General features: G+C 63.2%; 13 protein-coding genes. 9 read left to right on the top strand and 4 right to left on the bottom strand.

The window, feature by feature from the left end:
* Positions 1-120 precede the first annotated feature (120 nt).
* The 3 genes from ACQ651_RS05365 to ACQ651_RS05355 form a co-directional block, all read right to left on the bottom strand.
* Positions 121-1,323, bottom strand: a complete 1,203-nt coding sequence (locus ACQ651_RS05365) for a multidrug effflux MFS transporter (RefSeq protein WP_430448652.1) — start codon at positions 1,321-1,323, stop codon at positions 121-123.
* 310 nt (positions 1,324-1,633) lie between these two features.
* The gene (locus ACQ651_RS05360) at positions 1,634-2,575 is read right to left on the bottom strand and encodes an ABC transporter permease (protein WP_430448651.1); all 942 of its coding nucleotides are present in this window, start codon (positions 2,573-2,575) and stop codon (positions 1,634-1,636) included.
* 13 nt (positions 2,576-2,588) lie between these two features.
* Positions 2,589-3,563, bottom strand: coding sequence for an ABC transporter permease (locus ACQ651_RS05355; protein WP_121897792.1), 975 nt, complete (start codon positions 3,561-3,563; stop codon positions 2,589-2,591).
* A 416-nt stretch (positions 3,564-3,979) separates the two neighbouring features.
* Between ACQ651_RS05355 and ACQ651_RS05350 the strand changes: the two genes are divergently transcribed.
* From ACQ651_RS05350 to ACQ651_RS05335, 4 genes are all read left to right on the top strand, one after another.
* A complete protein-coding gene (locus tag ACQ651_RS05350; protein ID WP_227287864.1) occupies positions 3,980-5,014 on the top strand; it encodes an ABC transporter ATP-binding protein in 1,035 nt (344 codons plus the stop codon).
* Positions 5,011-5,979, top strand: coding sequence for an ABC transporter ATP-binding protein (locus ACQ651_RS05345; RefSeq protein ID WP_227287865.1), 969 nt, complete (start codon positions 5,011-5,013; stop codon positions 5,977-5,979). The genes ACQ651_RS05350 and ACQ651_RS05345 overlap by 4 nt, the downstream gene beginning before the upstream one ends.
* Positions 5,980-6,430: 451 nt before the next feature.
* Positions 6,431-7,123: a GntR family transcriptional regulator gene (locus ACQ651_RS05340; RefSeq protein ID WP_227287866.1), complete on the top strand. Its 693-nt coding sequence runs from the start codon at positions 6,431-6,433 to the stop codon at positions 7,121-7,123.
* 134 nt (positions 7,124-7,257) lie between these two features.
* Positions 7,258-8,811 carry an ABC transporter substrate-binding protein gene (locus ACQ651_RS05335; RefSeq protein WP_227287867.1) on the top strand — a complete coding sequence of 518 codons (1,554 nt, stop codon included), beginning with the start codon at positions 7,258-7,260 and terminating at the stop codon, positions 8,809-8,811.
* Between the two features lie 163 nt (positions 8,812-8,974).
* Here the strand turns inward: ACQ651_RS05335 and ACQ651_RS05330 are convergent, their stop codons facing one another.
* A complete protein-coding gene (locus tag ACQ651_RS05330; protein WP_430448650.1) occupies positions 8,975-9,703 on the bottom strand; it encodes a Hint domain-containing protein in 729 nt (242 codons plus the stop codon).
* Positions 9,704-10,678: 975 nt separating this feature from the next.
* Here ACQ651_RS05330 and ACQ651_RS05325 point away from each other — a divergent pair.
* The 5 genes from ACQ651_RS05325 (at position 10,679) to ACQ651_RS05305 (ending at position 16,059) form a co-directional block, all read left to right on the top strand.
* Complete coding sequence (locus ACQ651_RS05325; protein ID WP_430448649.1) at positions 10,679-11,713, top strand: sugar ABC transporter substrate-binding protein; 1,035 nt, start codon at positions 10,679-10,681, stop codon at positions 11,711-11,713.
* A gap of 74 nt (positions 11,714-11,787) precedes the next feature.
* Positions 11,788-13,287 carry a sugar ABC transporter ATP-binding protein gene (locus ACQ651_RS05320; protein ID WP_430448648.1) on the top strand — a complete coding sequence of 500 codons (1,500 nt, stop codon included), beginning with the start codon at positions 11,788-11,790 and terminating at the stop codon, positions 13,285-13,287.
* The gene (locus tag ACQ651_RS05315; RefSeq protein ID WP_430448647.1) at positions 13,284-14,252 is read left to right on the top strand and encodes an ABC transporter permease; all 969 of its coding nucleotides are present in this window, start codon (positions 13,284-13,286) and stop codon (positions 14,250-14,252) included. The genes ACQ651_RS05320 and ACQ651_RS05315 overlap by 4 nt, the downstream gene beginning before the upstream one ends.
* A complete protein-coding gene (locus ACQ651_RS05310) occupies positions 14,249-15,196 on the top strand; it encodes an ABC transporter permease (protein ID WP_227287872.1) in 948 nt (315 codons plus the stop codon). The genes ACQ651_RS05315 and ACQ651_RS05310 overlap by 4 nt, the downstream gene beginning before the upstream one ends.
* Entirely contained in the window at positions 15,193-16,059 is an 867-nt protein-coding gene (locus ACQ651_RS05305; RefSeq protein ID WP_430448646.1) for an SMP-30/gluconolactonase/LRE family protein, read from the top strand. Before ACQ651_RS05310 ends, ACQ651_RS05305 begins: the two co-directional genes overlap by 4 nt.
* Positions 16,060-16,063: the final 4 nt, after the last annotated feature.

Raw genomic sequence — 16,063 nt, 5'->3', positions numbered from 1 at the left:
TTCCGGCCACTTGGGTCCTGCAACGAGCTGGCGCGGTGAAGGCCGTGTACTACGCGGGCTTTGCAAGGTCTGGATCGCGGGACAAAGAGTAAATTCGCTGCGACCGCACGAACGACCGCTTTACACATTCGCACACCGCGCTGCCCTTTGCCTGAGCCACGATGCCCAGATGGCGAAACCCAGGCCCAAGCCGGATGCCGCCAGCATTAATATAAGCAACGTTTGCGCGCCATTGGTTCCGGTCAGGGCTGTACCTGTCGCCGCCGTCAAAATGGCACCTCCGGCAACTATCAATGCGCCACTTAGCCCCGCGGCACTGCCCGCAAGTTCCGGTCGCACTGACATCGCGCCAGCATTGCTACCGGGCATTGTGATCCCATTTCCGAGGCCCACGAAGATCGTGCTCGCAAAGAAGATTTGTGGCGATGTAATGCCCAAAGCCAAGACGAGCAGACCTCCAACAAGCCCGATACAGGCTATGATCCGGCCCGCAATCATCATGGTTGTTGGCTCAAATCCTTTGCCAAAACGCCCGGCAATGAAGCCACCCAACATGAACCCGACCGTTATTGTTCCTATGTAGAATCCAAGCTCCGCCGTGGAAATTTCAAATACGGTTTGAGCCACAAGCGGAGCACCCGTCAGGAAGATGTAGAACGCACCAACCGAGAAAGTGCCGCACAGTGCGTAAGCCCAGAACAGCGGTTCGCGCAAAAGGGATGTCGTGCCAGGTATTGGCGTGCCGGGATCACTGTCCCGATCCCGCTTGGTTTCGCCCAAGTCCAGCCAACACAAAATTAGCAGGCCAAATCCTGAAGCGGCAAAGAAAGCGAAGATGGATCGCCACCCCAGAAATGTGTCCAGCACACCTCCTAACATCGGTCCAACCATCGGAGCGATTGCCATAGTCATTCCGATGTAACCGATCAAGCTCACAGCCTCTCGCTCTGATCTTGTGTCCCGGACGATGGCGAGAGACAGGGCGTATCCGCCGATTATTCCGCCTTGAAGCATCCGGGAAAACAAAAATACCTCAATGCTTTGAGCAAGAGCGCAGCCCACCGACGCAAATGCAAAGACCAGCAACGCTCCCAAAAGGACTGGCCGTCTGCCAATCCGGTCTGACAGAGGGCCAATGATCAGTTGAATGATGGCAGTTATCGCAAGATACCCGGAGACCGCCCAGCTCACCGTCCCATAGTCTGTTTCAAGATCGACAGCGATGTTCGCCAATGAAGGCAAAAACATATTGAGAGACATGGGCGAAAACCCAGTCAGAAGTATCAGCGTGAGCAAATGCGGCGGTGTTTTTGGGTGGTACATTTTGAAGGTCTCAGCTCTAGAAACAAAAAAGCCCCCGAAGATTTCGGGGGCGCATGGAAACGGATATGGAAAACCCTTATCGGACCATGCACCTCATGCTGACTACGACGACGAATTTAACGGACATGGCTTCTCTCCTTTGACGCCGAGCCTAGTCAGACAGTTCTTCTATGGCAACGTAAAAAGCCGCCATTCATGCGTCGCGCAGCATCGGTCATTAAGGGCTCGAAGCGGGCCTTCCCCTCGCCGTCGCCCTGACGCCGACCTCGCCCTCCCGACGCGCCGACCAAAGATCTGCGGAGCGCGGGCCCTAGCCGTTTTCCTTGAGCCGCGGGTCGAGGAAATCGCGCAGCCAGTCGCCGATGATGTTGAAGGCCAGCACCGTGAACACTATGGCAAGACCCGGGAACACCGCCAGCCACCATTTGTTCGACAGCAGGTGATCGCGGCTTTCCGACAGCATCGAACCCCATGTCGGCACATCCGGTGGCACACCCAGACCGAGGAAGGAGAGCGCCGCTTCCGACAGGATCACGCCGGCCACGTTGAACGACGCGATCACCGTGAGGGGCGCGATGATATTGGGCAGGATCGTCCGGAAGAGGATCGAAAAGGTGCTGTCGCCCATGGCGCGCGCGGCCTCGACATATTCCTTTTCCCGCAGGCTGAGCGTCTGCGCGCGGACGATCCGGGCATAGGTGATCCACTGCCCGATCCCCAGAACCAGGATGATGTTCACCAGCCCGGGGCCTAGCACCACAAGGAACATGATCGCCAGAAGGATGAAGGGAAAGGCCAGCTGGATATCGCCAAGCCGCATGATCACATCATCGACCCAACCGCCGAAGTACCCCGAGACAAGGCCGGCGATGGTGCCGAGCGTGCCGCCCACGACAATCGCGGCCACGCCCACCAGCAACGAAACCCGCGCGCCGTAAAGCAGCCGCGAGAGCACGTCGCGGCCCAACTGGTCGGAGCCTAGCCAGTAGGTCAGATCTCCGGCGCCGGGCTGGCCCGGTTCCAGCAGGCGCATCATGATGTTCTGTCTGTTGGGGTCGAACGGGGCCAGCCACGGGCCGAAGATCGCCACGAAGGTCACGATCAGCAGGATCAGCAACCCTACCAGCGCCCACCGGCTGGTCAGCATGCTTTCAAAGGCCCGGCGCAGCTCCCTGCGGCGGTAGGAGGAGGCCATGCCGCCGACGGCCTGGGTGGTGGATGCGGAGCTGGGGGCGGGTCTTGTCTCGGACATGGCGCGCGCCCCCTTAAAGCTTCACGCGCGGGTCAAGCCGCGCATAGATCAGATCGACGATCAGGTTCAGCAGAATGAAAATCGCCGCCAGCAGGATGACCGAGGCCTGAACCACCGGAATATCGCGCTGGTTGATCGCGTTGAAGACCAGACGGCCGATGCCGGGATAGGAAAACACCGTTTCCACCACCACCACGCCGCCAAGCAGAAAGCCGAACTCCAGCCCGATCATCGTGACGACCGGCAGCCAGGCGTTGCGCATCGCGTGATGGATCACCACCCGGCGCTCCGAGATCCCCTTGGACCGCGCGGTGCGGACGTAATCCTGTTGCAGAACCTCCAGCATCGACGACCGGATAAGGCGGGCGTTTCGCGCCAGCGTATAGGTGCCGACCGCGAAGGCGGGCATGATCATGTAATACATCGACCGGGGCAGATTGCTGAACGCTGTGGCGAAATCGCCCTCGAAGAGCGGTTCCAGAAACGGGACATGGCCGGATATCGGGAACCAGCGCAGATAGAGGCCGAAGAACAGGATCATCATGATCCCCATCCAGAAATTCGGGATCGACTGGCCCAGCATCGCGAAGGTCATGATGCCGCCATCGGCGGGCTTGCCCCGGTTCAGCGCCGCATAGATGCCAAGCGGGATCGAGAGCCCGATCGCAAGAACCAGCGAGAAGAATGTCAGCTCGATCGTGGCCGGCATCGCCTCCAGCACCACATCCATCGCCGGCTGGCGATAGCTGAGCGAATTGCCGAAATCGCCCTGCAACGCGTTCCAGACATAGCTGAGATACTGGATATGCAGTGGCTTGTCGAAGCCCAGAGCCTCCCGCGCGCGCTGGATCTCCTCGGCGCTCGCGTTTTCGGACACGAACAGATAGGTCGGATCCCCGCCGATCTGCAACGAGATGAAGCTGATCAGCGTGACACCGATCAGCACGACAATGCTCTGCATCAGACGCCGTATCAGGAATGTCCACATCAGGCCGCGCCCTCTAACAGATCAAGGTTGCCACGGCGCCGGGCGGCCGGTTTGCCGGCCGATCCCGAAACAGACCTTGCCCAATCGCTCACCGATCCTGCACGATGCGGGTCCGTGCATCGCCCACCCTCCGTCTTTTCCGGCGACACCGCCTCGGGATGCTTGACAATCAATTCATTGTTCTCCCAAGGTAGATTTTAGATTGTCGACAGTAGAACAACCAAATCATGCGGACCCGATTGCGTCAAGCACCCAAATCGAGAAACGGAACCGGGCCCGCGCGATAGATCGCGCGTGTATGATCAGGGGGCACAAACGATGAAAAAGGCCGCAAACAATGCATCTGCATGACCGTCAGCGTCGCGTCGCGGAACCAGGGTGCGCCGCCACGGCCGTGCTGCGGAGGAGCATTCCCGGTGCAGCATGAGGAAACCCCGCCATCCCGGGAGCCGCCGCTTCTGGAGGTACGCGATTTGCAGACCACCTTCGATCTGACCAAGACGCTGTCGATCTGCGCTGTCGACGGGGTCAGCTTCGATGTCCATGCAGGCCAGACACTCGCCATCGTGGGCGAAAGCGGCTCGGGCAAATCGGTCACCAGCCTGTCGATCATGGGTCTCTTGCCCAAGGATGTCGGGCGCGTATCGGGCGGCAGTATCAAGCTTGCCGGCCGCGAGATCACGCAGCTCAGCGATGCCGAGATGCGGGAAATCCGAGGCAAGGAGATCGGGATGATCTTCCAGGAGCCGATGACCAGCCTGAACCCGGTGCATACGGTCGGCCAGCAGATCGCGGAAATGGTCATCCGGCATGAAAACCTTTCGAAATCCAAGGCCCGCGCCCGCGCGATCGAGATGCTGGAACTGGTCGGCATCCCCGAGCCTGCGCGCCGGGTCGACAATTACCCGCATGAAATGTCCGGCGGCATGCGCCAACGCGCGATGATCGCCATGGCGCTCTCCTGCGAGCCGCGCATCCTGATCGCCGACGAGCCCACCACCGCGCTGGATGTCACGATTCAGGCGCAGATGCTGGAACTGATGCAGGACCTGCAGCAAAAGCTGGGCATGGCGATCATCTTCATCACGCACGATCTGGGCGTCGTGGCCGAGGTCGCGGATCGCGTGGTGGTGATGTACGCCGCTCAGGTGGTCGAAACCGCCGGTGTGGAAGACATCTTCCGCAATCCGCGCATGCCCTACACCGCAGGGCTGATGAACTCGATCCCCCGGCTCGGCTCCTCGATCAACAAGCAACGGCTTCAGGCGATCCCGGGCACCGTCCCTGCCCTGACCAGCCTGCCGGCGGGCTGCCGGTTCCACCCGCGCTGCGCCTTCGCGACCGATATCTGCAAGGCCGCCGCCCCCGAACTGGAGCAGGCGAGCGAAAGCCATATGATCCGCTGCGCCCGCTGGCGCGAGCTTGACCTGAACGAAAGGCAGGCCTCATGACCGCCCCCCTGCTTGAGGTCGACAAGCTGCGCAAATACTTCCCGATCCATGGCGGGGTGTTGCAGCGCGTGGTCAACAATGTGAAGGCGGTGGACGACATCTCCTTCGGCATCAATGCGGGCGAGGTCGTGGGGCTTGTCGGCGAAAGCGGCTCGGGCAAGACGACCGTCGGGCGCACGATCCTGCGGCTGGAACAGGCCACCGGGGGCACCGTCCGCTTCGGTGGCACCGACGTGATGGGCCTGAACGCCGCCGACATGCGAAGCTATCGCAAGCGGATGCAGATCATCTTTCAGGATCCCTATGCCAGCCTCAACCCGCGCGAAAAAGTGCGCGAGGTGCTGACCCATCCGCTGCGCCTGCACAAGATCGGCGACCCTTCGGAGCATGAAGACCGCGCCGCGACGCTGCTGGAAAAGGTCGGGCTGTCGCGCGACCATCTGGCCCGGTTTCCGCATGAATTCTCCGGCGGCCAGCGGCAGCGGATCGGCATCGCCCGCGCGCTTGCCGTCGAGCCGGAATTCATCGTCGCCGACGAACCGGTCTCGGCGCTGGACGTGTCCATTCAGGCGCAGGTCATCAACCTGCTGGAGGATCTGAAAAACGATCTGGATCTGACGATGCTGTTCATCGCCCACGATCTGGGCGTGGTCGAACATATCTGCGACCGGGTGATCGTGATGTATCTGGGCCGGGTGATGGAAATCGCCTCGGCGGCGGATCTCTATGCCCGGCCGAACCACCCCTATACCAAGGCGCTGCTCTCGGCGGTGCCGATCCCCGAACCGGGCAGACGACGCAAGCGCATGGTTCTGAAAGGGGATATTCCCAGCCCAATCAATCCGCCCTCGGGCTGTGTGTTCCGCACCCGGTGCCCGATTGCAACCGAGGAGTGTGCGAAGATCGTGCCGGAGCTGAAACCCGTCGGCAACGGGCACACAAGCGCCTGTATCCACACGACCTGACCGGCGGACTTGCCGGCCTTCGCCGTATCGCGCGCCCTGCCCCGGCAGCCCGCCACCGGAAAAGACATCGCACCGGCCCGGCACGGCGGGAATGCCGCCGCCGCGCGACCGGAGGGATGGTTGAAGGTCGGCCCCCCGTGGCGATTGGCAGACGGCGCTTCCCCGCCAACCCCCTGAAACGCGCCCGCCATGAATGCTTGACAAGGCTTTCCTGCGTGCCGCATTGTCCACTTATGGATTGTCGACATTACACAACAACGCAGTCGGGCGTATTTCATGAGACAAATGCCACTGGTTGTATTCAATCGACTTGCGTCTTGCCGATTGCTGTTGCCAGTCCGAGGTCTCCCTCCTTTAAGTGTCGCCACCTTCCTGTCGGACTTCTTGCCCGCCAACAGCCAGGTGCGGCGGCCCGTCAGGCAGATAACGATTGCCCTGGAGGACTGATGTAATGACCACGAAACCGATGCTTGCAGACCCGATGCCGCCCGATATCGCCCCCATCGAAAACGTGCCCTTGCGCGTTCAGGTGGCCGACAGGCTGCGCAGCGCCATCCTCAGCGGGAGGTTGCGGCCCGGAACCGGGCTGGTGGAGACCGCGCTGGCCGAGCAGATGAATGTCTCCCGCGCGCCGATCCGCGAAGCGATCCAGATTCTGGAAAATGACGGGCTGGTCGAAACCATCGCCTACAAGGGCAAGCGGGTGAAACCGCTGACCGCGCGCGAAGTGGCGGAAACCTATTCCCTGCGCGAGGTGTTCGAGGTGATGGCCGTGCGCCGGATCCTGGAAAACGGCGCGCCGCTGGATCTGTTGCGGGAACATTGCGATGCGATGACGGCCGCAGCCGAGGCCGACGATTTCGAGGCGCTCGTGGCCGCCGACGAGGCGTTTCACCACGCCCTGATCATGCTGGCCGATCACGATCTGCTGCTGGCGTCCTGGAAAAACCTCTATCTGCGCATCCACCAGATCATGGCGTTGCGCAACCGCGACGAACACAATCTGACCGAAGTTGCCGGCAACCACCCGCCCATCGTACAGGCGCTGGCCGATGGCGATGCGGATCGTGCCGTCAAGCTGATCTCTGACCACACACGCATTCTGGCCGCCTTCGATCCGGCGACCATCGCGCAAGACCTGTGACACCCGCAACCCCGACATATGGCGCATCCCGCCTTGGATGGTTGCGGTTTCCAACAGACCCGGACGGACCCAACGAGAACACGAAGACGAGCCCCGGTCCGTCGCCAAACATCCAACAGGTGAAAGGAAAGCCAATGCCAAGACTACACCATCTGCTTGCAGCGGGCGCTGCAAGCGTTGTGCTGACAACGGGGGCGTTTGCGCAACCCGCCGACGATACGATCGTCGTGGGGCTCAGCGCGGATATCAACACGCTCGACCCGTCCGCGATTGCGTCGCGCGACAACTCCAATATCGCCCGCCACATCTTCGGCACGCTCTTCACCATGGGCGGCGACGGGGTGGCCCGGCCCGAGCTTGCGAACACTCTGGAGATTTCAGAGGACGGCATGGCCTATGTCTACACGCTCAACGAGGGCCTGACATGCCATGACGGCGAAGCGCTGACGGCCGAGGACGCGGCCTATTCCTTCAACCGCGCCGCGGATCCGGAAAACGCCTTCACCGGCAACACGCCCGGTTTCGTCTTCAGTTCCATCGACTTCCAGAGCGCCGAAGCGCTGGATGACCTGCGGGTGCAGATCAATCTCGGCGCGCCCAACCCGATTGCCTTTGGTCTGATCGCCGAGGTCTTCATTCACTGCATGGACAGCTATGAGGCGATGAGCCTTGACGAGGCATCGGGCAACCCGATCGGATCGGGCCCCTACCGCCTTGCGGAATGGCGTCGCGGCTCCGAAGTGGTGCTTGAGGCCGTGGAGGGCGCGGATGTGGGCTTCCAGAACATCATCTGGCGGATCATCCCCGAAGCCTCCACCCGCTCTGCCGAGCTGATGGCGGGCAATGTGGACATCATCACCAATGTGGCTCCGGACCAGATGGAGGTGATCAATGCCAGCGGCGTGGCCGAGGTCAACCCGATCCAGGGTACGCGGCGGATGTATGTCGGGTTCAACCTGAGCGACACGATGGCCCAGGAACCGGGCGGCGATGCCATTCAGGACGCCGCGGTGCGCCGCGCGCTGCAATATGCCGTGGACGTTCCGACGATCTGCCGCCAGTTGCTCAACTTCGAATGCGAGCGGATGACCGGCATCGTCAACCCGCCGAACGCCAACCCGAATATCGAGCCCTACCCCTACGATCCCGAAACCGCCGAGCGGCTTCTGGACGAGGCAGGCTGGCCCCGCGGGGATGACGGCACGCGCTTCTCGATCCGCTTCCAGGCCGGTCAGGGCCGCTATCTGAACGACGCCAATGTGGTTCAGGCCATCGCGCAGTACCTGTCCGATGTCGGGCTCGACGTGGAACTCGACATCATGGAATGGTCCAGCGTCTACATTCCGCTGATCCGCGAACGCAATGCAGGGCCGCTCTACTTCATTGGCTCGGGCGGCGCGCTCTGGAGCCCGCTTTACGACATGACCGATCTGGCCACCGTCGATGCAGGCACCAACTACACCCATTGGGACGATCCGCGCTGGTTCGACCGGTGGGCCGATATCGCGGCCGCGGAAAGCGAAGAGGAAGTGCGCACCATCGTCGATGAGATGTTGCAGGTCTTCTATGATGACGGACCGTGGCTGCACCTCTACTTCCAGCCGGATTTCTACGGCGTCAGCAACCGGATCGACTGGACACCGCGTCCGGATGAAAAGGTGTATCTGTTCAACGCCACGTTGAATTGAGCCGAGGCTTTCTCCCTGTCGCCTCGCGACGGTCGGGTGCCGGACCTCCGGGTTCGGCACCCTTCTTTTTGACGGGGGCATGCGATATGCGGCAGACCTGCCGCTCGGGCGACCGGACGGGCGAGGCGCGGGCCGGATGGTGCGACCTGGCCGCTCCGGCAAATCAGTCGGCGAGCAGTCTGGCTTCGTCGGAATTCAGGGTTTGGCGCGCCGCGCCATAGGCCTCGCGGCCCGTGGTCTCGGCCAGTTCGGGGAACAGCGCGAAGATCTCGGCCCGCTGTTCCGCCTCGATACCGTGGAGGGTCCGCTCATTGGGCTGGAAGCTCTCGGTCCAGGCCCCGTTCGACAGCACGACCTCATGCTGCGCGAACATGAAATGGATATAGGTCGCGCGGGCGGCGGTGACCCGCTGCACCCCCGGAACGACATCGATCAGGTCCTTGGCCGCCGCAAGCACTTCGTGGTCGCCGAAATACATCCCCGCACGCGCGCCATGGTACAGAACCCGGTGATTGGGGCTGACCATCATGTCCCGCACGGGAAACCCGTTTCCCAGAGCCCCCTTGTGGATCATCACCGGCTGCAGCTTGGGAACGGATAAAAGCGTGCGCCCGTCGATCTGCTTGGCACCCGTCCAGCAAATCTCCTGCAGGCCGTTGTCGCGGGTAATGACCCTGTCACCAACCCGAAGCTCTTCGACAGAGACTTCTCCGCGCAGCGTCGCGATGACGGTGCCGGGCGTGAAGCACGGCAGCGTCTCCTCGACCTGCGAAACACGGCAGGGTTGGATGACAGGGGTATGCGAAGCCGTCAGCTCTTGTGGCACACGGTGATCTGCATCCTTGACGGTGCGGACCTGCTCAAAACTCGCTACTGAATTACTGTTCGGCATGACGACCTCGTTCACTCGATACTCACCCAGACACGCGGGCGATCTTTCCTCTTGGTTCGGTTGCCAAACTCCCTGCCCGACCACCCGCCGGGAGAGCGACATGAAACCGAAGTTTCTTTTCACGATGGAAAGTATTTCCAACTGCTTTGCGGTGTCGGGCGTACTGCCTCGGCAATCGCTGCATAGCTATGCAATATCAAATCCAGGAGGTTTGTGAAGTCACGAATCCGACACTTGTACGACAGGTTGGGACATGAGGCTCGGCAGAGGGTCATCTGCACCGGCCTTTCCGTTAAGGTAAAGCTGCATAAACCTATTATTAACAAATTATTAGGGCATTCGCGCCACGCATTCCGACATCGGAAATCCGGCAGAGAAATAGCTCTTGGACAGCCTGTTCAGTGGATCGAAACAATGAGAAACCTATCCCTTTAGACAGGTTTTCGGGGTCGTTTTATGGATCGTTCCAAAAAATGTTACAGGCACAAAGCCGATATCGCCGCGAATCGAAGCGTCAAAACACGGCTCAGCGCGAATCGCCACCCCTGTCAGGCGCCCGGTTTGCGCGACCCGTCAGTCGCAATCGGGCATGCTCCGATGCCGGAGGTATCGCGGAAGCCGGGCCTCATGTGGCGCGATCACGACCCCTGCCCCGCAGCCGCCCTTGCCCCGCAGCACCCGCAGAGATCGCGATCAGGTTCCGATCCCGCTGCCGCGTCTGCTCTCTGATCGACATGAGGCCAGACTGTGCGCCCGACCATATGGGCGCCGATCTTCCTGCGCAGGGTCAGCGGATACGTCCCCCTTACCCCTGCGGGATATCGCCCGCAGCGCCGTCTTGCGATCCCGTCTCCCGCGCTGACCGCACGCAGGCCCGATCACCCAGGCCGTATCAACTCATAATACAAACGTTTGTATTGCCTGAAGCCGCGAATCGTCGTTTGCTGGACCCATGAACGGCAAGGGAGGGATACCATGACAGTCTCGATAAGGTCCGCGCGGCGGCTGGTGGCAGGTCTTGCCGCCGCGGCCTCACTGATGACGGCCACTAGCGCCATTGCGCAGGAGAGTTGCCTCGGCACCGCCGAAGCGCTGAACCTGACCGACGCGCAGGAAGCCGAGATCGCTGCCCGCGATCTGACCTTCGGCTTTCTGACGAACAACATCTCGGATGATTTCAGCCGCACGCTGGTGGCCGGTGCCGAGGCCCATGCCGCGGAAATCGGCGTCGACCTGATCGTCAACAATGCCGATTTCGATGCCAATACCCAGCTTTCCCAATTCGATGCGCTGGTCCAGCGCGGGGTCGACGGGATCTTTCTGACCGCCGTCGATGCGGGCTCCATCGGGCAGGCCGTCCGCCGTGCCAATCAGGCTGGCATCGCCGTCTTCATCGTCGGCGGCGCGCCCGCGCGCGGCGATGTGATCAGCGTGATGAATGCCGCCAGCTATCAGGGCAGCTACGACGCCACAGCGGCGCTGATGGCCGAAATCGGCGCACCGAACGCACAGATCGCGATCCTGGGTATCCCCTTTGCGCTGCAAACGATCCGCGACCGGGAAAAGGGTGTGCTGGATGCGGTCGGCGCCTCGGGCGGGCAGATCATTTCGCTGCAATCCGATTTCAGCCAGGACCGGTTGCTGGAACTGGCCGCAAACGTGATCCAGGCCAATCCGGATCTTGCGGGCATCGTCGCAACCTGGAGCCTTGCGGTAAACGCCGCGACCGAAGCGGTGGAACAATCGGGGCGGGATATCCCCATCGCAGGCTACGATTCAGAAGTGCCCGGATACATGGAGCTTCATTCCGACGACACCAATATCGTGGCTCTGTCGGGCCAGCAGGCGGCCCTTCAGGGGCGCGCGGCAATCGAAGGTCTGGCGCAGTCGATCCTCGGGGCGGAACTGTGCGAGGAGATCATCACCCCGAACCTGCTGGTCACGGCCGAAAACTATGCCGAGATGTGGGCGATCCAGTATCCCGGCGTCACCCCACCCTGGGCGGAGTGACACCGGCCAGCGTTTCGGGGGGCGCCGTCCCCCCGGGACACCCCCCGCGTGCCCGGCTGGGGGAAGGTTCCCGCGTGCTTCTTGAACTGTCCCATATCACCAAGCGGTTTCCCGGCGTTCTGGCGCTTGACGATGCGCGGTTCGCGCTGGCCGCGGGCGAGGTTCATGCCCTCATGGGTGAAAACGGTGCGGGCAAGTCGACGCTGATGAAGATCGCCTCGGGCCTGTTCCAGCCGGATGCCGGAGAGATCAGGATCGACGGGCGCGCGGTCCGCCTCCCGGGCCCGGCGTCAGCCAAGGCCGCAGGCATCCATACGGTGTTTCAAGAACTGACCGTGCTGCCCAATCGCAGCGTGGCCGAAAATCTGTTGATCGGGCGCGAACCGGTGCGCGCGGGCGGGCTGTGGCTGGATCGCCGGGCCCTGATCCGCACGGCAGAGCGCATACTGAACGATCTTGGCATTCCGCTGGAGGCCACCGCGCCTGCCGGGCGGCTGTCCACCGGGCAGCGGCAGATGGTGGAGATCGCCCGGGCCTCTGCGCAAGACCCCCGGGTTCTGATCCTTGACGAGCCGACCTCCTCGCTTGGCCGCGCCGAGGAGGAGCTTTTGTTTTCTCTGGTGCGCCGCCTTTCGGAGCGTGGCGTGGGCATCATCTACATCACCCACCGCATGTCGGAGGTATTCGCCCTGTCCGACCGCATCACGGTCCTGCGCGACGGGCACTATGTGCTGAGCGGGGCCACGGCCGATCTGGACCGTCCCGCGCTGATCTGCGCAATGGTCGGCCGCGACGTGGCCGAAGACCGGCACGGCACGGCGGGCGAAGATCTGCCCGTGGCCCTTGAGGTCGAAGGGCTGGCGCGAGGCACGGCGGTGCGCGGCGCCAGCTTGTCGCTGAAGGCGGGCGAGGTTCTGGGCATGGCGGGGCTGATGGGGGCGGGACGGACCGAACTGGCCCGCCTGATCGCCGGAATAGACCGGCCCGACAGCGGCGGGATGATCCTTTTCGGCAGGCCCTACGCCCCGGCGGATATTGGCGAGGCCATGGCCCAGGGCGTGGCCTATGCCTCGGAGGATCGCAAACGTCTGGGGCTGGTGCTGCCGCTTTCGGTGGCGGACAACATCGCCCTGCCCAGTCTCCGCCGGCTGGCCCCGCGCGGGGTGATCGGCCCGAACCGCATCGCCGGTTTCGCACGCGACTGGATGGAACGGCTGGGCGTCAGGGCCGCCGGCCCGAGCGTGGCGGTCGACACGCTTTCGGGAGGCAACCAGCAGAAAGTGGCGCTGGCGAAATGGCTGGCGACGGCCCCGCGCGTCATTTTGCTGGACGAGCCGACCCGCGGTGTGGATGTGGGCGCCAAGGCGGAGATTTACGCGTTGATCCGGCAGCTTGCGGCAGATGGCGCCGCGGTTCTGGCGATTTCCTCGGAACTGCCGGAGTTGCTCCAGATCTCCGACCGGATCGCAGTCATGGCGCAGGGGCGCGTGGCCGGCATCCTCCCGGCGGAAACGGCGACCGAGGAGAACCTGCTGGAGCTGTCCTTCACCGAAGCCGCGGAGACGGCCGCATGACGCGCGCGGCCGTCCGCGCGCGCGGCCCGGGTCTGGCACGGATGATCCGTGATCTTCTGCCCTATGCCGGGCTTTTGGGGGTGATCGTCTTCTTCGCCCTGTCCAGCGAATACTTCCTTGATCTGCGCAATTTCGAACGCCTCGTGACCGACAGCGCCACATTGATGCTGGTGGCCTTCGGCATGACGATGGTGATCCTTCTGGGGGAGATCGACCTGAGCGTCGGCGCGGTCGTCTCCCTGCTTGCTGTGATCCTGGCGCAGATCATGGAGGCGGGCGCGGGATGGCCCGTGGCGGTGACGGCCGTTCTCGCTCTGGGCATACTCATCGGCGCGCTCAACGGTGCGCTCACGGTGCTGGGCGATATCCCCTCCTTCATCGTCACGCTTGGTGTGATGGCCATCGCCACGGGGCTGGCCTATGTCTTCACCGGCGCGATCTCGGTTGCGATCATGAGCGAGCCGTTTCTGGTTCTTTTCTATGATGCCCGCGCCCTTGGCCTGCCTGTGCCGTTGCTGATCGTGGCCGTCACGTTCCTCGCCTGTCTTTTCTTTCTCGACCGGACCGTGGCCGGGCGGGAGCTTTTCGCCATCGGCGCGAATGCCGCCGCGGCGCGGCTGTCGGGTGTGCCCGTTCGCCGCCGCAAGATCATGGTCTTCGCCATCATGGGCGGGCTGGTGGCGATGGCCGCGGTGCTGTCGGCGGCCCGGCTCGGCAGCGGCGCGCCCGCGTCGGTTCCGGCCCTGACGCTTGATGCCATCGCCGCCGTGATCATCGGGGGCGCCAGCCTTTTCGGCGGCCGCGCATCGCTCCTGCGCACGTTGATGGGGGCGGCGCTGATCGCGGCTCTGAACAATGGCATGGTGCTGATGAACGTGAACATCGACCTGCAATATGTGGTCAAGGGCATGATCATCCTTCTGGCCGTGGTGCTGGAGCGCCTCGCCTCGGGTGGGCGGTCATGAAGCCGGCGCGCCGGCATATGGCCGATTACGGGCTGGCCGTGGCGCTGCTTGTGGTGCTGGCGGCGCTGATGCTGCTCAGCCCTGCCTTTCGCGACCCGGCCAATCTGATCGGGATCGGGCGGCAGGTCGCGATCCTTGGCATCGCCGCCGCCGCGATGACATTCGTGATCCTGGCCGGCGAGATCGACCTCAGCGTCGGGGCGGTGGCCTCGGCGGCGGCGGTGGTGACCGCGATCGCGCTTGCCGGGGGATACGGGATCTGGGCCCTCCCGATCGGCCTGGCCGTGGGCGCGGGCTTCGGGCTTCTGAACGGGCTACTGGTCGTCTATGTCGCCATCCCCTCCTTCATTGCAACGCTGGTCAGCTTCTTCATCGCGCAGGGCGTGGCGCTGACGCTGACCGGCGGCCGGACGATCCTGTTCGACGCGGAATGGTTCCGCCAGATGTTTGCGACCGGGGTCTTCGCCGGCAACCGCGCGGCCTTCTGGTGGCTGCTGGCCGTGGCGCTGCTGATGTGGTGGCTTTTGGCACGCACGCGGTTCGGCGCGAATATCTACGCGCTCGGCGGCGACGCGGAAAGCGCGGGCATGCTGGGCCTGCCGGTGGCGCGGCTGCGGCTGGCGATCTTCACCCTGACGGGGGCGCTGATGGGGCTGGTGGGCATGATCCTGATCGCGCGGATCGGCAATGCGCGCGCCGATGGCGCAATCGGCCTTGAATTCGATGCCATCGCCGCCGCCGTGATCGGCGGCACACGTCTTGGCGGTGGCGCGGGCTCGATGCCGCGCACGATGCTGGGCGTTGCGCTTATCGGCATTCTCAACAACGGGCTTGCGATCCTGAATATCGATTTCAACACCCAACAGGTGATCAAGGGCGTGCTGGTCATCGCCGTGGTTCTGATCGACCGGTGGGCGCGCGGCGGCAGGGAGGTCCCGGAATGAGACTTTGGACAGGCGACGTGGCGCAACTGGCCACCGGCTTCGGCTTCACCGAGGGGCCTTGCTGGATCCCCGGGCGCGGCGCGCTCTTGTTCACCGATATCCCCGGCAACACCATCCAGATATGGCGCCCCGCGGATAATCGCGCGGAAACGCTGATCGGGAATGCCCATTTCGCGATTGGTCTCGCCCTGTCGCGACATGACGAAATCCTCTGCTGCGAACACACGACCCGCAGCCTGACCGCCCGGTCAACCCGCGATTTCAGGCGCCGCGTCCTCGCCTCGGGCTACGGGCCGCATGTCCTGAACTCCACCAATGACGTGATCTGCGCCTCGGACGGGACGATCCTGTTCACCGATCCGCCCTTTGGCGTGCGCTATCTGGATGGCGCCCTGCACGGCTATCAGCAGGCGCAGGAGCTCGACGGGGCGTGGGTGTTCCGCATCACCGACCGCACCGACCGGCCTGAGCCGCTGATGACGGAGATTTATCGGCCGAACGGGCTCTGTCTCTCACCAGACGAGAAAATCCTGTATGTCTCCGACAGTTCCGAGATGCATCACAAGGTGCTGGCGATGGATGTGGCCCCCGACTGGAGCCTGTCGGGTCTGCGCGATTTCGCGGTGATGCCGATGGGGGTGCCTGACGGGATGCGCGTCGATATCGAGGGGCGGCTCTGGGTTGCCGGGGGCGACGGTGTCCATGTCTACGCGCCGGACGGTGCGCCGGTGGACCATGTGCCGGTGCCCGAGATGGTGACGAATGTGGAGTTCGGCGGCGCGGACCTGTCGGAGCTGTTCATCACCGCGACCCGTTCCCTTTACCGGGTCAGGACCAAGACGCGCAGCGGCCGGGCATGGTAGGCCC

Source organism: Rhodophyticola sp. (genome assembly GCF_965284195.1).
Classification (GTDB): Bacteria; Pseudomonadota; Alphaproteobacteria; order Rhodobacterales; family Rhodobacteraceae; genus Rhodophyticola.
This window is presented reverse-complemented; position numbering and strand designations above follow the sequence as displayed.